The sequence below is a fragment of the Nonomuraea sp. B10E15 genome (assembly GCF_039871615.1).
In the GTDB taxonomy this organism is placed as follows: Bacteria; Actinomycetota; Actinomycetes; order Streptosporangiales; family Streptosporangiaceae; genus Nonomuraea.
The window spans coordinates 539,143-555,630 of the sequence record NZ_JBDPMB010000002.1 but is presented as its reverse complement, the minus strand read 5'-3'; the positions used below and the strand labels follow the sequence as shown (position 1 = coordinate 555,630).

11 protein-coding genes are annotated in these 16,488 nt (G+C 67.2%); 5 read left to right on the top strand and 6 right to left on the bottom strand.

From position 1 onward, the window contains the following. The first annotated feature begins 151 nt into the window (after positions 1 to 151). Complete coding sequence (locus tag ABGB14_RS11520) at positions 152 to 2,557, top strand: tetratricopeptide repeat protein (protein WP_347643585.1); 2,406 nt, start codon at positions 152 to 154, stop codon at positions 2,555 to 2,557. Positions 2,558 to 2,614: 57 nt separating this feature from the next. Beyond that, entirely contained in the window at positions 2,615 to 6,433 is a 3,819-nt protein-coding gene (locus ABGB14_RS11515; RefSeq protein WP_347643584.1) for a WD40 repeat domain-containing protein, read from the top strand. Between the two features lie 64 nt (positions 6,434 to 6,497). Here the strand turns inward: ABGB14_RS11515 and ABGB14_RS11510 are convergent, their stop codons facing one another. The 3 genes from ABGB14_RS11510 to ABGB14_RS11500 all read right to left on the bottom strand — a co-directional run bounded on the left by ABGB14_RS11510 (position 6,498) and on the right by ABGB14_RS11500 (position 9,930). Beyond that, positions 6,498 to 7,046 carry a dihydrofolate reductase family protein gene (locus ABGB14_RS11510; RefSeq protein ID WP_347643583.1) on the bottom strand — a complete coding sequence of 183 codons (549 nt, stop codon included), beginning with the start codon at positions 7,044 to 7,046 and terminating at the stop codon, positions 6,498 to 6,500. Positions 7,047 to 7,130: 84 nt separating this feature from the next. Beyond that, complete coding sequence (locus ABGB14_RS11505) at positions 7,131 to 7,961, bottom strand: alpha/beta hydrolase (RefSeq protein ID WP_347643582.1); 831 nt, start codon at positions 7,959 to 7,961, stop codon at positions 7,131 to 7,133. Positions 7,962 to 8,682: 721 nt separating this feature from the next. Continuing rightward, the gene (locus ABGB14_RS11500; RefSeq protein ID WP_347643581.1) at positions 8,683 to 9,930 is read right to left on the bottom strand and encodes an erythromycin esterase family protein; all 1,248 of its coding nucleotides are present in this window, start codon (positions 9,928 to 9,930) and stop codon (positions 8,683 to 8,685) included. Between the two features lie 298 nt (positions 9,931 to 10,228). On the opposite strand from ABGB14_RS11500, the gene ABGB14_RS11495 reads away from it, so the two are divergent. The 3 genes from ABGB14_RS11495 (at position 10,229) to ABGB14_RS11485 (ending at position 13,497) form a co-directional block, all read left to right on the top strand. Next, positions 10,229 to 11,098 (top strand): serine protease, encoded by an 870-nt coding sequence (locus ABGB14_RS11495; RefSeq protein WP_347643580.1) that lies wholly within the window; start codon positions 10,229 to 10,231, stop codon positions 11,096 to 11,098. Between the two features lie 566 nt (positions 11,099 to 11,664). After that, positions 11,665 to 12,162, top strand: coding sequence for a hypothetical protein (locus ABGB14_RS11490; protein WP_347643579.1), 498 nt, complete (start codon positions 11,665 to 11,667; stop codon positions 12,160 to 12,162). 72 nt (positions 12,163 to 12,234) lie between these two features. Next, the gene (locus ABGB14_RS11485) at positions 12,235 to 13,497 is read left to right on the top strand and encodes a cytochrome P450 (RefSeq protein ID WP_347643578.1); all 1,263 of its coding nucleotides are present in this window, start codon (positions 12,235 to 12,237) and stop codon (positions 13,495 to 13,497) included. A gap of 188 nt (positions 13,498 to 13,685) precedes the next feature. Here the strand turns inward: ABGB14_RS11485 and ABGB14_RS11480 are convergent, their stop codons facing one another. The 3 genes from ABGB14_RS11480 to ABGB14_RS11470 form a co-directional block, all read right to left on the bottom strand. Further along, positions 13,686 to 14,462, bottom strand: a complete 777-nt coding sequence (locus ABGB14_RS11480; RefSeq protein WP_347643577.1) for an IclR family transcriptional regulator — start codon at positions 14,460 to 14,462, stop codon at positions 13,686 to 13,688. Between the two features lie 142 nt (positions 14,463 to 14,604). Beyond that, complete coding sequence (locus ABGB14_RS11475; RefSeq protein WP_347643576.1) at positions 14,605 to 15,522, bottom strand: carbohydrate ABC transporter permease; 918 nt, start codon at positions 15,520 to 15,522, stop codon at positions 14,605 to 14,607. 22 nt (positions 15,523 to 15,544) lie between these two features. Beyond that, complete coding sequence (locus ABGB14_RS11470; protein ID WP_347643833.1) at positions 15,545 to 16,378, bottom strand: sugar ABC transporter permease; 834 nt, start codon at positions 16,376 to 16,378, stop codon at positions 15,545 to 15,547. Positions 16,379 to 16,488: the final 110 nt, after the last annotated feature.

Sequence of the window (16,488 nt, the reverse complement as noted above, 5' to 3'; positions counted from 1 at the left end):
AGTAGATATATTAACTGTGCACAAGACGGATGCGCCGCACGAGCGCGGCGAGGTCGGGTCCGCCACCTCGCGAGCCACACACATGGGTCTCAGCCGCCGTCCCTCCGAGGGTCTGGCCGTGTCCTCTAACCTCCATCCCCAGGGTCACACCATGTCAAGAGAAGCAGGAAAAGAGGCCTACGCCGCCACGGTCGGGAACGAACCGAGCCTGGGAGCCCTGCTGCGGGCCTATAGGGAACGGGCACTGCTGACTCAGCAGCAACTGGCCGACCGTGCCGAACTGAACGTCCGCACCATTCGCCGGCTCGAACTCGACATGGCGCGGCGCCCCCGCAGCACTTCCGTCTACGGGCTGGCCAAGGCGCTGAGCCTGACCCTCTCTGAGGAGAGGGAGCTGGCCACCGCGGCCCGCGCCGTTTCGATCGGTGCGGGCGACGTCCCCGCGACCGCCGGCAGTGGTGCTGAAATGGCCGCCGACGAGCCGCCTGAGCCGGACAGCACGCCGCGGCAGCTTCCGCCCGTCGCCGCGCATTTCGTTGGCTGGCGTACGGAGCTGGCCTTGCTGGATGACCTGCATAAGGAGTCCGGATCAGTGGCCGGGACACATCTGTCAGTGCTGATCGTCGGTGGTGCCGGAATGGGCAAGACGACGCTCGCGCTCCAGTGGTGCTCGGCGGTCGCGGACGACTTCCCGGACGGGCAGTTGTACGTCAATCTCAGAGGTTTCGGCACGCTGAGTCCCGTCGAGCCGTTGAACGCCCTGGCCGTGCTGCTGCGAAGTCTGGGCGTGGCCCCCGAAGAGATCCCCGATGACCTGGCGGTCGCGTCCGCGCTGTTCCGTAGCCTTACGGCGAACAGCCGGCTGCTGCTCCTCCTCGACAACGCGCTGGACAGCGAGCAGGTTCGCCCTCTGCTGCCCGGACATGGCTGCGCCGTCGTCGTCACCAGCCGTGACCAGCTACGCAGCCTGGCCGCCTGCGAGGCCACCGCCCGCATCCACATCCCGCCGCTCGGACCGCGAGATTGCGTGGAGTTGCTCAACCGGGTGTCCGGGCGGACCACGATCTCGTACGACGATCCGGCCGTCCATACGCTCACCAACCTGTGTGACAGCTCGCCTCTCGCGCTGCGGATCATCGGCGAACGCCTCGCGCGGCAGCCCGACGTCACTCTGCCCGAGATCGTCAACGAGATCGCCAACGGCCACGAACGGTTCGAGGTCTTCTACAGCGGCGACGACGCCCTTTCGGACCTGCGTACGGTCCTTTCCTGGTCCTACCAGCGGCTCGACCGGGACGCGGCGTGGATGTTGCGCGGGGTGAGCGCGCTCTATCCGGGCTCCGACTTCAGCCTGGCGGCGGCCGGCGCCCTGTCGGGGTTCTCGGTCAAGCAGGCGCGCAGGCACCTGGATCGGCTCGTCTCCACGCACCTCGTGGAACAACACGGTGACCGCTACTCGCTGCACGACCTGGTACGCGCGTACGCTGCCGAGGAGAGCCGCCGGCACGATTCGCCCTCGACGCGCGCCGCGGCTGTCTCACGACTGCTGACCTGGTTCATCCACTCCATGTACGCCGCCGACGTCACTTTCACGCCCGGTCGCATGCGAGAGCCTCTGGGCGAGCTGGAAGCGCTCGGCGAAACGATGGAGCCCTTGGTGTTCGCCGACGTGTCCGCGGCCCTGGCCTGGTGCGACCTGGAACACCAGACGCTTACGGCGTTGCCCGCCTGGGCCCACGACAACGGCGAGCACCTCGCCGCCTGTCAGATCGCCTACCTGCTGCAGGTGTACCTCTTTCACTACGGGTACCACCACGATCTGCTCGCCGGCCACCGGGTCGCCCTGAGAGCGGTGCGGGAGATCGGAGACCGGCGGCTGGAGGGACACCTGCTCAGCGCGATGGGCAACGCGTCGTCCGAACTCGTCCGGCTGGAGGACGCGTCCCGGTATCTCCTCCGGGCGCTGGCGGTGATCCGGGACAGCGAAGATCGCCGTGGTGAGGCCAAGGTCCTCGGGAACCTCGCCATGAACGCCATCGACGTCCGCGACTACGCGACGGCACGAGAGCGATGTGAGCAGGCACTCGCCGTGGTGGCCGACTCAGGATACGAGCGTGGCCATGCGCACACCCTGGACACCCTCGGCGAGGCCCATTTCGGCCTGGGGGACATCGCCTCGGCGATCGAATGCTGGTCGCAGGCACTGGAGATCAATCGCCGCAGCGGCGCGCTCTTCGTACAGGCGACCAACATCACGAACCTGGGCCGCGCCTACTCCGCCCTGGGAGACCACGACAACGCGATCAAGCACCACCTGGAGGCGATCTCCGTGTGCCGGGCCATCGCAAGCCCCCGGGGAGAGGCCATGACGATCTTCAACCTGGGCAGCGCCTACCGTTCCCAGGGAAGGCTCGCGGACGCCGAAGCCGCCTGGCGGGAGTCGCTGGCCATCTTCTCCAGAGTCCGCGATGCCAAGGCCACCGACGTCTGGCGCGAGATGCAGACCCTGCGAGAGGCGAGCGACTACCGCTGCGCTCAGCAGGGCGATTTCACGTGAGCGCTAAGGAGGACCAGAATGGGCCCACGTCCACCATGGCGGAACAGTCCTCCCGGCGTGCGGATCCGGCGATGGCTGTCTGACGCGGGATCCGGCCTGCACGTCGTCACCGGCGGGGCGGCAGCATCCGAGCTGCTGAGCCGGGTGCTCGATGAAGTCCGTGAGGTGCCGGACCAGCCGACGTTCCCGATCGCGGACGGGGTCGGAGTGGCGCTGGGGCTGGCCGGCATGTCCGTACGCGACTGCGTGCGCCGGCTGGCCGGCGCGCTGACCCCTACGAGGCCCGCACATCGCATGGCCGACCTTGCGGACGCGCTGGCCGACCGCGACAGCGGCACCGTGACAGTGATCATGGACGGGCTGGAGGCCGCCCGCGACCCGCTTGGGGTGGCCGGCACCGTGGCACGCCGGCTGGCGGCCGAGCCCGGGGCGCGGGTGCTGGTCGGCACCCGGCCGCGTACCACCGGCAACGCCGACCTGGTGGCGGCCCTCGGGCCGGCCACGATCCTCCACCTGCCCGCGACCGACGACGACGCCGTGGTCCGGTCATGGCGGGAACTCCTGCGAGGGCTCGCCGATCGGGCGCCCCATGCCCCCGCGCTGCTGCACGCGCTCGGGTACGCGCTCGGCGGTGGCATGCCGGTCCGAGGTGAGGTTTGGCCGGCGATGGCGGCGGCGATTCACCACGACGGCACACGCCCCACCGAGGCCGAAACGGCACAGGTGTTACGGCTCGCCGAGGAGCTGGTCATCGCCGATGCGCCGGGCCTGATCCGGCTCCGTCACCACGACCTCGCCGCCGAATGCGGCCAGGGCGCCGCACCCGCGTCACGAGCGGCAGGGCACCGGCGGATCGCCGCCGCCCTACGGGATCTGGCCGCGAGACGCGGCTGGCCCGACGCCGACCGCTACATCCAGACCCGGCTCGCGGCCCATGCCGCGGCCGGCGACGCGATGGACGAGCTGCTGGCCGACAACGACGCCTTGGACCACCTCCACCCGGACCACCTGGCGGATGAGGTGACCAGACACTACGCGGGTCGCGCGGACCGGCCCGCGACCGCGGCCGGCCTGCTCATGAGCCAGGAGGCGCTGGCTGAGGCGGCCCCGGCCGAGCGGCGCATGCTGCGAGTGCTCGGCGCCAGAAAGGCCAACGCCACCCCGGCGGACACCCCCGGATCGGAGACCACGTGGTGGCCGCGATGGGCGAACCACCGCACCATCGGCTCACTGACCCGCCTCACCGGCCACCGGGCCTCCATCAACGCGATGGTGGCACTCCCGGTGCCCGATGGCCGAGTGATCATGGCCTCCGGCTGCGACGACGGTGTGATCCGGTTGTGGGATCCGCTCGCCGCCGAGCAGATCGGAGCGCCGCTGACCGGCCACCCTGGCGGCGTCCATGCGCTGGCCGGGCTCCCGCTCAAGGACGGCCGCACCGTGCTGGCCTCCTGGGGGCGGGATGGCCTGGTACGGCTGTGGGACCCGGTCACCGGCAAAAGCGCCGGCGTCTCCGCACACGGTCACCACGCCCGGAGGGACGGCACCGCGGCCGTCAGCGCGATGACCGCAATGCCCTGGCCTGACGGACGGCACATGATCGCTTCGGCCGGGACAGAGGACGGCACCATCCGGTTATGGGATCCCGCGACCGGGGCCGACCTGGGCGGCGTGATCGTCGATGGCGCCGGCATCGCTAGCGCGATGACCACCGTACGGCTGCCCGGCGAGCGCACCCTGATCGCGGCCGGATTCGGCCGGCAGGTGTGCCTGTGGGATCCGTTCCTCGCCGCGGGCCACCCGGTCGGCCACAACCACCCCGTCTGGACGATGACCGCGGCGACCCTGGCCGGGAAACCGCTGCACGGGCCGACGGGACAATCCATGCTGGCCTCGACCGACATGTATTCGGCCCGGCTCTGGGATGCCGACACGGGCACACCGATCCAGCACTTCGTCCCCCCCGGCGTGCATATCGTGATGGGCACGATACCTCTGCGGAACGGCCAGGTGATCGTCAACGACGACCGCACACGGCTGTGGGACCCGCTGACCGGCAAGCAGGTCGCGGGGAGGTCGCGATCGTCGTTCACCGTTCCGGTACAACATCCCGACGGTGCCGTGCTGGTCGCATCCGCCACGTCCGGCCACTCTCCCCAGGTGGAGTTGCGGAACCTGGCCACCGGCGATCGGACCGCCGTCCTCATCTGGCCAGAGGGCCGGATCCGCGCCGTCCGGACGGTGCCCCGCCCGGACGGTCACGTGTGGCTGGCGTGCCGCACCGACGACGACACGGTGCGATTCTGGGACGTCACCACTGGTGAGCCGGTGGGCCGCCCGCTGCCCGACGAAGTCCGTGAGCACCGGCTGCTCACAGCCGTGACGCTGCCGGGCGGGCTCTCGGCGGTGGTCACCGGCGCCGACGACGGCACGGTGCGCTGCTGGGATCCCGCCACCGGCACCGCCGTCGGACCGACGCTGGCCGGACACCACGGCCCGGTGCGCGCCGCCGTCGCCGTGCGCGGCACCTCGGACCGGGTCTGGCTCGCCACCGGCGCCGACGACGGCCTCGTACGGGTGTGGACGATCGACGGCACCTGCGTGATGCTGATCCGGCTCGGCTCACCGGTACACGCGATGTCCACGGCGCCCGATGGTGGCGTGGCCGTCGGCACGGACCTTGGTCTGGTCGTCCTCGACATGTGGCCCGAACGCGCGCACACCGCCGTCCAGGAAGCGGCGACGGCCGTCCCGGAAACCCGGGTAGCCGTCCCGAAAGCCCAGATGACCGCCGCGTCGCCCGGAGCGGTGCGGCTCGACTGGCGTGTCGCCTGGCAGGTTGGCGGGGGCAAGCGGTCGTTGCCGGCCACGACCGTGCTGGACGGGCGGGAGACACTGGTCGCCCTGGCCTCCGATCACATGATCGGCATCTGGGACACGGCCCACGGGACTCCGGCCGGGCAGCCTTACACCGGCCACGCCGGCGACGTGACCGGCCTCACCGCCACGGTGCTCGACGGGCGTCCAGCGGTGATCTCGTTCGGCGAGGAGACCGCGCCGACGGAGTCCGAGCACGACCATCGGCGGCTGATCAGGGTCTGGGATCCGGTCACCCACGAGCCGGTCGGGACGCCGATCGATGACGGCGGCTTCACGGAGAACGGGCTCCATGCCGGCGGTCTGGCGGTGGTCCCCGGCGGCGGGGAACCGCTGCTGGTCGGAATCGAGGGAAACGAGTGGGGCTCCCAGGCCGTGGCATGGAGTTTGCGGACCCGGCGCGAGCATCGGCGCTTCACCCTTGAGATGGACTTCGACATGTACACCGACGCGCTGCTTCCCGTGATGATCGACGGGACTCCCGCGATCGTCACCGTAACGAACGACGACGAGGACGAGGGGGACGAGGAGGATGTGCTGCTGGTGTCGGTCTGGGACGTGCACACCGGCGACCTGATCGGTCAATCGTGGCGCGTGCCGTACGACGGCCGGAGCACGGTGGTAACCGCGGGACTCGTGTCCGGGGTGCCGGTGATGGCCTTGTACGCGCCCGACGACAGGATCCGGTTGCGGCGGCTGCCGGACAACGCACCGATCGGCAGCCTGCCCGTGGCCGACGTGGGAAAGCCGAAGGTGATCTGCATCGGCAACCTCGGCGACGTTCCGATCCTGGCCGCCGGCCACAACGATGGTGTGGTCACCCTGTGGGATCTGACCCAACGCCACCGGTGCGCCACCATCGACGGGCTCGGGACCATCAACGATCTCCTGGTGACGGCGACCGGTCTGATCATCGTCGCCACCGACGATGGCCTGACCGCCATCCGCGCCTCCCTGGCCCCCGCCGGCGCGCCGCCCGAAGAGACCCGGGCACCCTGACGAGCGCGAATCTGGAGCTGACAGGGCGCCCCGGGCAGGCAGGCCGCCTGCCCGGGAGTGCCGGTCAGGTGAGCGGCTGGTAAGTCAGGTGGAGGACGCCGTTCCCGAACTCCTGGTGGGCCTTCAGGCTCATGGTCAGGGGCGGGGCGTCGGGCGGGAAGAGACGGCTTCCCTGGCCGAGGGTCAGCGGGTAGACGAAGAGGTTGAGCTCGTCCACCAGGCCATCGGCGAGCAGGGCCCGCACCAGGGTGCCGCTGGCGCTGATGAAGATGTCGCCCTCGGCCTCGTCCTTGAGCTTCCGGATGACGTCGGGGTCGTACGGGCCCAGGATGGTGGAGTTTCGCCAGGTCAGCTCGCTCAGGGTGGAGGTGACGATGTGCTTGGGCGTGTCGTTGAAGAAGGACGCGTGCGGGTCGTCAGCGCTGGAGCGCGTGGACCACGGCTCCTCGAATGCCTCATAGGTGACTCGGCCGAACACGATGGCGCGGCAACGCCGCGTGATGCCGGCAACGGTCTCGTTCATCGCGTCGGTGAAGGTATAGCCGGCCGACCAGCTCGGATCGTCGATCACGCCGTCGGCGGTGATGAACTCGTGGACCAGGATCTTTCCCAAGGTGATGCCTCCCTATGGGGTGCCGTGCGGAAGCGCGGGCGGCACTGGCGGTGGTGGGTCGTATGAACGGGCGATCGAGCCTCGTCAGGGCTGCTTCAGCCACTCGATGAGCGCAGCGGCCAAGTGCTCCGGGGACACGCCGTGGTTCTCGCCGGGGAGTTCGCGAGCCGTGGCGTCCGGCAGGACGCCGACCAGGGCGTGGGCCGCCTCCGCGAACCCCGGGAAGGCGCCGTCGCCGTACGCCACCAGCGTCGGCAGCCCGATCCCCGCGAACCGCCCGAGGGCCGCGGGGTCGCCGCTCATGGTGTCGCCCATGGCGGCGGCGTCGTTGGGAAGCGAAGACGCGATCCGCTCCAGATCCGCCCAGAAGGGCTCGGCACGCATCCCCTCGACGGACTCCGCGGGGAACGCGCAGGCTTCGACGAAGAACAGGGTGACCGCGTCACCGGGGCGTCCGCCGGCCAGCTCCCGCTGGACCCGCTCCCGGTAGCCGGGCGCGAGCGGCGGGCGGGCGTCGGTGACGACGAAGGGCGGCTCCCACAGCGCGAGCGCGGTGATCGGCAGACCCGCCAGCACGGCGTGCAGGGCCAGCACCCCGCCCGAGGAGAACCCGAGCACGGCGGCCGTACCACCGACCTGGCCGATCAGCGCGGCGATGTCGCCGACCTCCGCCCGGATCGCCGCCTCCGAAGCCAGCGCCGGATCGGTGGGACCGCTCTCCCCCCGCCCGCGCCGGTCATAGGTGATCACGGTGTGATGGCCGGACAGCCCTCGGGCGATGTCACCCTCGGTGGGCTGGGTGTTCCGATAGTCCATGGCACCGTTGACGATCACGATCCCCGGCCCGGAGCCGACCGAGGTGAACGCGATCTCGGTCCCGTCGGCCGAACGAGTGGTGCCATTGATGGCGGTCATGTCCAACTCCCTGGATATTCCTCGGCATGAAACAGTGCAGAAACTTCGGCTCGGTCGATTGCCCTCAGCGGAGGCGATCGACGTGCTCCACGGCATCGCCCCGCGGCTGGGGCAACCGCGACGCCGGGCGTATATTCACTTTCTGGGTGCGGAAGTCTTCGTCACGCACCACACGTCCTGATCGCGGGCCGTAACGCTCCGGAAGATATCGTCACGGAGCCGGAAAAGGCCTTCTGATCATCAGAGGCGATCAGCCCTGACGCTTCCGGCGCGGAGATTGTCCTCAGCGACGCTGCCCTGACGACGCGACACCGCTGATCTCGTGCTCATGAACGCTTTCCTCCGGCCGCTGGAGCTTTCTTGAGAGTATGGGCCTTCGGCTCCACCCGGAAAAGGGCACAGACCGGACAATTTCCGGACATTTCATCGCGATCCGCTTGGAGGCGGGCAGGAGTGGCGGACCATGATCCGCACAGCGGAACGGACGCATTCTCCAAGCTCTCGAACTTCGGCCGCCCGAGCATACCGTTCCGGCGACTTCAGACCAGCGTCACCGCCTTGCGGCAACAATCCCCTTTAAAACGCAAATCGTTTTGTGGCCGACGGGAACAGCGAACGCCTTCCGCATGGTCACGTCGGCGCCGCTGGTAGCGGCTTCGGCGGGGCGGGCGTCCCGCGCCGCCGCATGGGGCCGAGACGATGCGACCGCTCGGCGCCGATCCTAGAGCGGCTGGCAGGAAGTGATCACCTGCCGGTGGACGATCACGTCGAACCACTGCGCCAGCGAGCCGCCCTCCATGTACGACTTCTGCGCGAACTCCGGGTTGTAGCCGGCATAGCCGCGTACCTTGGCTGGGGCGCGCAACCACTCACGCACGGCCTCCGGTGCCTCGCCCCGCAGGTCCACGACGTACTCGGCGGGACCGTTGCCGGCGAAGGCATCGCCGAAGACGCGGTTGGCGAAGCCCGGGTCCGGGCGCGGCACCGGTGCGGGAGCGACGCCGCAGGCGGAGCCGGTGCCAAGCGTGCCGTGGTCGAACTGCACGCCGATCGACCGATAGCGGTCGCCGTACCAGCGGCGCAGGTAGGAGCCGGCGTTGTCGAAGACGAGTGGCGGGCCGCCGAGCGTCAGCCGCAGGCCCGGGGCGGCGGCGGTGTGCGCGGTCGACGCCCAGTAGGCGACCTTGTCGCCGGTGCGGTGCTGCCACCAGCGCAGGTTCTCGGCGGCGCGGGCGTCGCGATAGGCGTAGATGTCCTCGAACGGCAGGTTGAAAGCCTCGTACCAGGACAGAATCTGGCGGGCGTTGTGCAGGGCCAGTTGCTGGTCGTCGTTCTTGGGCAGCCGTTCGACCAGTCTGTACACGGCGCGGGCGTGGCTGATGAAGGGCCGCTTGTTCGTCACGCCGCGGTACCAGGTCAGGTTGGCCTGGGTGTTCTCGTGGCGGGGTGCGATGAACTTCAGGTGGCGCCGCACCTCTCGCAGCCGATGCGGCGCGGCCTTGGCCACGTACGAGGAGACGGCGTCGTGCGCCATGGAGCGGGTGGCGTAGTACTCAACCCCGACGAACTTCACCTTACGGTCGGGGTGGCCCGCGTTGTAGGACCGCAGCCAGGCCAGCACGTCACGTACCTCGCGGGTCCGCCACGTCGTCGTCAGCTCGCCCATGAGCGCGTCGAGGTCGCCCTCGCCGGTGAGGACATAGCGGTTGACCCGCACGCTTGTCGTCCAGTCCTCCTCCCACGCGATCGAGCGGAATCCCATCTCCTCCACCAGGTATTTCAGGAGGCCGAACTTGACCACGGCCTCCTCGTGAGTGCTGTGGGTGGACTCGCCCAGGCCGACGATGGTGGCCCCACCGATCGACTCCTTGGTGATCTCCTGCCGCGAGTTCTGCTCGATCCAGTCGATCACCTGAGGGTCGGTGACAGGCGTGGCGGCCAGAACGCCTGCCATGAGTAGATGCAACATGAGGACTCCGTTCCGAATGAGGCGATGAACCAAGAGTTCCGCTCACCGGGGCCTGGGACATCCAGCAGGCGAGGCATCGCCGACTACACCGAGCGACGTAATTGACGGCGCTTCTGGGTCAACCCGCCCGCCCGTGATCGGCTGAGGAGGGTTCGTCAGCGCGCGATATCTCCAGAGAAGACGCCAGGTCAATGTGGGTGCCACCGGAGGTCGTATTTCCCCGGCTGCGAAGCGTGCGCCCTGTGCGTGGCATTCGGTAATGCCGTCCATGAAGCCGGGGTGAAACCGGCTTCTTCCTATGATGCTCCCCCAGCGCGCCAGACTCGGTGGCGTCCGACTTGGACAGGAAGAAATGAAACAAAGAATGTTCGGCCGTATTCTCGTGTTCGCGGCAGCGACAATGGTCACCTTGGGCGGGCAGGCGAAGGCCTTCGCGGACGACCCCGGCTACAACCCTCAGCTCATTGGCGGGAGCCCGGCCACCGAGCAGTATGAATTCGCCGCGACGCTGCTGTACAAGGACCAGGGTGAGCGGCCGACCCCCGTCCGGTGCGGAGGCGCGTTGATCGCCCCCGAGTGGGTCATCACCGCGGCGCACTGTGTCGCCGGCCGGAATCCCGCCGACTTCAAGGTGAACGTGGGCTCCAACGACTACCTGGGTGGCAAGATCGTCGATGCGGCCGCGTTCGTGGCGCACCCGTACTGGGACGACACGACCGTGAAGAACACAGGTGACATCGCGCTGATCAAGCTGGCGACACCGTCGCGGGCCCGGCCGATCAAGGCTGTCCGGGAACCGGACGCCGGCACCCCGGCACGCCTGATCGGCTGGGGCAGGACGGTGGCCGACGATCCCGCGTCGATGCCGCGCGAACTCCTGCAACTCGATACGAAGCTACTGCCCACCCCAGCGTGCGACTTCGGTGACGACTTCTCGATCACCCCCGGCGACCTGTGCGTCGAGCGAGGGAACGACGGTGCCGCCGGTGCGTGCAACGGTGACTCAGGAAGCCCACTGCTGCAGAACGTCAGAGGCGAATGGCGAATCGTCGGCGTCGACAGCCGTAGCGGCGGCGATTCGTGCCTGGCCACCGACGAGGTCTTCACGTCCACCGCCTACTACTGGAGCTGGGTCACGAGCACCATGGCCGCACCCCGGTCCCTCTGATGTCAGGCGTCGCGACCGCCGCGGGCCCCGAATCTCACAGTGGTACGGCGAGTGCCCGGCCAGGTCCGCGGGCCGGCCTTTCCCGGCTCGTCACGAGGCCCATCGCGGAGGCGGGCCGGCAGTGAAGGGCGGGCCGGTCGCGGTTTACCAGGTCGGTGTTGCCGTCGCGCCGTGGGCGGGTGCCCGCTCGTGGGTCCGACCGGCCGCCGGCGGATCACGGTCATCAGGAATGGCCTCGTCCAGCACCTGGCAGTGTTCACCGGTTAAGTGGCTGTTCGCCCCCTGCTGACTTTGCCGGGGCCCCCGTCGTGGCGACTGATGAAGCCGGCTTGAAGCCCGTCGACTGCTTCAATGGGCCGTAGTCACAAGGACGGCCAACGCCGTCGTCATAGTGATCACCGATCGTATCGGCGACAGAGCCGGATCGTTGGAAACCGCCAGGAGACACCGAAAGGAGATTCAGAAATGACTCTCGAGCAGTTGGCCATCCAAGTCGAGGAAAAGTTCGACGTGCTCTGCGCGTACACGGTGCGTTGCATGTCCATGACCGAGGCCTGATACAGCGCATGGACCTTGCCAGAGGCGCTACGCCGGCCATGCTCACGGAGCAGATGCGGAACGTCCTCACGGAAAAGCTCTCAGACAGGACGGCTGCGGAACTTGAGCTCCAGATCGATGAGTGCCTGAAGTTTCTGACAATTACGTCGGTCATGCAGGAGAACTTTTTTCCGTTGAGCAAAGAAGTCGATGAGGTCTGGCACGAGTTGATCTCCGAGACGGGAGAGTATCAGCGGCTGTGTGACCGACTGCCAGGACGACGGTTTCTTCACCATTCCGCGATAACTCTGGCCGAGTACGCTCAGCAGCGCGACACATCAACCGTGGTAAAGCAGTTGCTGGACTGGATTCCGAACTATGTGCACTATTTCGGCGACTATACGGAGGAAAGCGCCAGACATTGGACGATCTGCGAGTTCCTACGCAACGAGTTGGGGCTTTCGCTGGACGAAATCAATCAGATCGGCAGGAACTCAGCGCGTTCTATCGCCGCTGAAGTGTCGTGATCCTGCATCAGTAATCCAGTGCGTTTCGTATAGCCGTCTGAGTCGATCGGTCACCGCCAAGGAGCCTTGACCATGGAACAAGCGGTCGGCCGGTCCGACTCGGTGCTGAACGGGTGTCCGGTCGCAGGCATGCCCACACCGGCCCTCCTGCCGACGGAGTTTGAGCACCCACTCCACCCGCCGCGAAGGCTGGCCACACTCAATCGCGAATTTCCGGTGAGTCGGTTGCTGTATCCAAGCGGCGAGGTGGGTTGGCTGGTCACACGGCATACCGACGTTCGTGCGGTGCTCGCGGACACGCGGACCTTCAGCTCGAAGAACCGTGCCAGGTTCTTCAATCCGACGAGTTCGAGGCCATCGGAGCACGCCGATCGAGTGTCGCCGGCGGGGGCGTTCATAAGTGAGGACCCTCCGGCCCATGGGTTCTATCGGGGCAGGTTGGCCGGGTACTTCACCATGCGACAGATGACGGCTCTCCAACCACGTATCCAGGAGATCGTCGATCAGCAGTTGCACGAAATGGTGCGTGGCCCGCGACCGGCTGATCTGGTTCAGGCGTTCGCGGCTCCGGTACCCTCGCTCGTGATCTGCGAGTTGATCGGCGTCGCTCCCACCGATCAAGCACTGTTCCAGCGGGTCGCGGCCACGGTGTTCAGTTTGACAGCGAATCCGGATGAGGCCGAGGCGGCGACCGACGAGCTTCGTGAGTTCATGCTTGAGCTGGTGCGGCACAAGCGAGCGAATCCTGATGGGGCGCTTCTGTCCAGGCTGGTCGCCGACGAGTCCGGCGCCCGGCCACTCACCGAACAGGAACTGGTCAATATTTGCCTGCTGCTCCTTGTCGCCGGTTATGAGTCCACGGTGAATACGCTGGCTCTGGGTGTGCTGACCCTCCTACGCAACCCGCTACAGCTCCGGCGGCTACACGCCGACATGTCCCTGGTTGACAATATGGTGGAGGAGCTTCTGCGGTTTCTGCCGATCACGCGGATCGGTCTCGTACGCGTCACGACCCGGGACACCACGCTGGGGGGACAGGAGATGAAAGCCGGAGAACCAGTGGTGGCCGCCATCGTGGCCGCCAACCGTGACCCGAATGTCTTTACCGACCCCGACTTCCTGGACATCACGCGCGACACCCGCCATCATGTCTCCTTCGGTCATGGCCCGCATTTGTGTATCGGTCAGCAACTGGCTCGAACCCAGCTACGCATATCTTTCCGTGCGCTGTTCGAGCGATTTCCGAATCTCGAACTCGCAGTACCGCTGGAACGGATTCGGTTCCGCATCGATCGAGAAATCTACGGCGTCCATGAACTGCCGGTCACCTGGTGAGCCGCCCGGTGACCCGGGAGGAGTCTCACCTCTGGGCCACACGGCGCCGGCGCACGAATTACGCGGAACATCGGCTGGTGAGGGTCCGCTCGCGGTGACCGTCGCGCTGGGTGGTGCGCTCTGGCCGCGCCGATCACGCTTTCCTGGCCGACGGGCCGGCCGGGCTGCGGTGGCGGTCGTTCGTCGGGCTAGGGCATCTTGCCAGAGCTCGGTAGGGAATTGGTGTATCCCATCGATGAGGAGATTGCTCTGGCCGCGTCCGTCAGAGGGCCGGTCGCGTCCTTCATGCGGCTTTCGTCGAACCAGGTCGACGGTCCGGAGACGCTCAGTGCTGCTACCTCCGACATGGAGATGGGAATGGGTGCGGCGACCGTGTGGACCCCTCGCATGGTTTCTTCGAACGCCCAGGCGTACCCGCGCCGGCGTGTTTCCTCGATTTGAGCGAGAAGCCCGTTCAACGTCGGAGGGGTTACGTGGGTGAATGCCGCGTCTCCCACGTCGAGCGTGAACTGGATGAGTTCTTCGCGTGACAGGCTTGCCAGTAAGACCCGGCCTGCCGCACCGGCCCACAGCGGGTACGGTCTGCCGACCTCGGCCTTCGCCTTGAGCCCGGACCGCGACTCGACCTGCTCCACGTAGACCCGCGAATGCCCTACGCGCACCGCGAGAGCTATGGTCTCGTCAAGGTCGTCCCGCAGCCGCATCATGTGCGGTAGCGCCTGGGAGCGGACGTCGATTCGGTCCAGGTACGACATGCCCAGGGTCAGGGTCTTCGGGCCGAGGCCATATCTGCGTGAGGCGGAATCCTGCCGGACGAGGCCGCTCTGCTCCAGCGCCTGCAGCAGTCGCTGGACGGTGCTCTTCGGCAGGTCAAGGAGAACGCCGATTTCGCGGGCGCTGGCGTCACGGCCGACCTCGGCGAGGGCGGACAGGATATCCGCAGCTTTGCGGACGGATTCGTTCATGTTACTCCCTCGCAGCAGGCTGCTGTGATTATGGCACCTCAGGCTTTGCGGGAGGCCACCGGCGTCGTACCGGTAGAGATCGGGGCGACCGCCGGCTTCACGCGGGCTTGCGGCCGTTCTCGGCGTCGTTCCGGTGCCTCGATCACTTCCCCGCCCCGAGGGTGATGCCCTCGATGATTCGGCGCCACAACCACAGGTAAAGAGCCAGCATGGGCAGGACGAGAATGCATACGCCGGCGAACAGCCCGCCGTAGTCGGCGCCCGAGAACTGCATGCTCGACAAGAAGTTGAGCAGCGCCAGGGAAACCGTGTACTTGTCCACGGTCTGCAGAAAGACAATGCCGAGCAGCGTCTCGTTCCACATCGAGATGATGTTCAGGATCAGGACGGTTATAAGGCCCGAGCGAGCCAGGGGCAACATGACCTGCCAGAATGACCTGAACGGGGAGGCCCCGTCGATCGCGGCCGCCTCCTCGATCTCACGCGGCAGAGTGCGCATGAATCCGGTCAGCAGGAACACGGTGAATGGCACGTGCGTCGCGGTGTAGATGATGAAGAGACCCAGGAGGCTGTTGACCAGGCCGACTTTCGACATCATCTCGAACAGCGGGATGACGGTCACCTGCGCCGGGATGCCGAGCCCGAGCGCGAAGAACACGCTGAGCGGCCCGGCGGAGCGGGTGCGGATGCGGCTGAGCACGTATGCGGCGGGGGCGGAGACCGCCAGGGTACAGAAAGAAGCTCCTAGCGCGAGCCCGGCCGTGTTGAGCGTGGCGCGGGCGAAGCCGCTCTCGTTCCATGCGTTCTTCCAGTTTTCCAGGTGGAGCGAGCTCGGAATCCCCCAGGGCGCCCTGAAGATGTCAGTGGTGTTCTTGACCGATGACAGGATCAAGAACGCGAAAACCAGCAGGTTGAAGGCGACGAAGGCCCAGACCAGAACGCGGCCGAGGGCGCGGAGCGGGTCGCCCCCCGCCGTTCTGACGAGCGGGGATCTTCCACGGGACGGACGTCGGTCACGGCCCTCGCGTACAACGGCGGGATCGCTGCGCGGCTGCAACACCCCGGCCTGCGCACCCGGGTTCTCAAAATTCAATGGGATCCCTCCGGAGCAGGCGCCTCAGGACGACGATCAGGACGGTGAACAGCACCAGCATGAGAATGGCTGACGCTGATGCGTAACCGAAGAGGTACGACGGGCTCCTCCCGCCGAACGACTCGCCGTAGACGAAGAGCGCCGAATTCCACACGGCCGGCGGTGGCAGATCATTGGTCGTTCCGCCGAAGGCGTAGATGAATTCGAAGATCTTCAGCGAACTGATCGTCCAGAAGATGGCGGCAACCGATATCACGTCCCACGACAGCGGCAACGTGACGAATCGTAGCCGCTGATATGCGTTCGCCCCGGCCAGCAGCGCGTCCTCGTAGAAGTACCGCGGAATACGGTCAACGGCGGCCAGGATGATCGTGACGTAGAGACCGGTGGAGATCCAGACCGTGCCGATGAGGATCATCAAGAAGAGATTGTCGGCGTTCAGCCAGGGGATCGGTTCCGTCCCGAACACCTTGGACAGGATGGTGTTGACCGTACCGTTGTGCTCGAAGATGAACCCCCACACGATCGACAAAACGATGGCGGACACGATGTGGGGAAAGAAGAGCACCGAACGGATGAACGACCGCCCACGCATCTCGCGGACGATCATGGTCAGGACGAAGCTGACGGCGAAGATGGCGGCGCCGGCTCCGACCAGGATGATGAGGGTGTTGACCAGCGCGGTGCGGAAGGTGGGGTCGCCGAAAAGCGCGAAATAGTTGTCAAGGCCGTTCCACCGCATCTCGCTCACGCCGTCCCACCGGTGGAAGCTGATCCACAGCGCGGCGAGGGTCGGCCCGATGATGAAGGCCAGGTACAACACGAGCGCGGGAACGACGAAGGGCAGGTACAACCGTCGGCGCGACCGGTCGAAGGCCCCCGTGCTCCGGGGTGAGCCACGCCAGAGGCGCGGCCCACCCGCAGGAGGTGTCG

What these genes read in the sequence shown, in the direction of transcription:
- ABGB14_RS11520 (WP_347643585.1), top strand. Translation starts at nt 152, where the DNA reads ATGTCAAGAGAAGCAGGAAAAGAGGCCTACGCCGCCACGGTCGGGAAC.
- ABGB14_RS11505 (WP_347643582.1), bottom strand. Translation starts at nt 7,961, where the DNA reads ATGACCGCCATCAATGGCACCACTCGTTCGGCCGACGGGACCGAGATC.
- ABGB14_RS11500 (WP_347643581.1), bottom strand. Translation starts at nt 9,930, where the DNA reads ATGTTGCATCTACTCATGGCAGGCGTTCTGGCCGCCACGCCTGTCACC.
- ABGB14_RS11495 (WP_347643580.1), top strand. Translation starts at nt 10,229, where the DNA reads ATGATGCTCCCCCAGCGCGCCAGACTCGGTGGCGTCCGACTTGGACAG.
- ABGB14_RS11490 (WP_347643579.1), top strand. Translation starts at nt 11,665, where the DNA reads ATGGACCTTGCCAGAGGCGCTACGCCGGCCATGCTCACGGAGCAGATG.
- ABGB14_RS11485 (WP_347643578.1), top strand. Translation starts at nt 12,235, where the DNA reads ATGGAACAAGCGGTCGGCCGGTCCGACTCGGTGCTGAACGGGTGTCCG.
- ABGB14_RS11480 (WP_347643577.1), bottom strand. Translation starts at nt 14,462, where the DNA reads ATGAACGAATCCGTCCGCAAAGCTGCGGATATCCTGTCCGCCCTCGCC.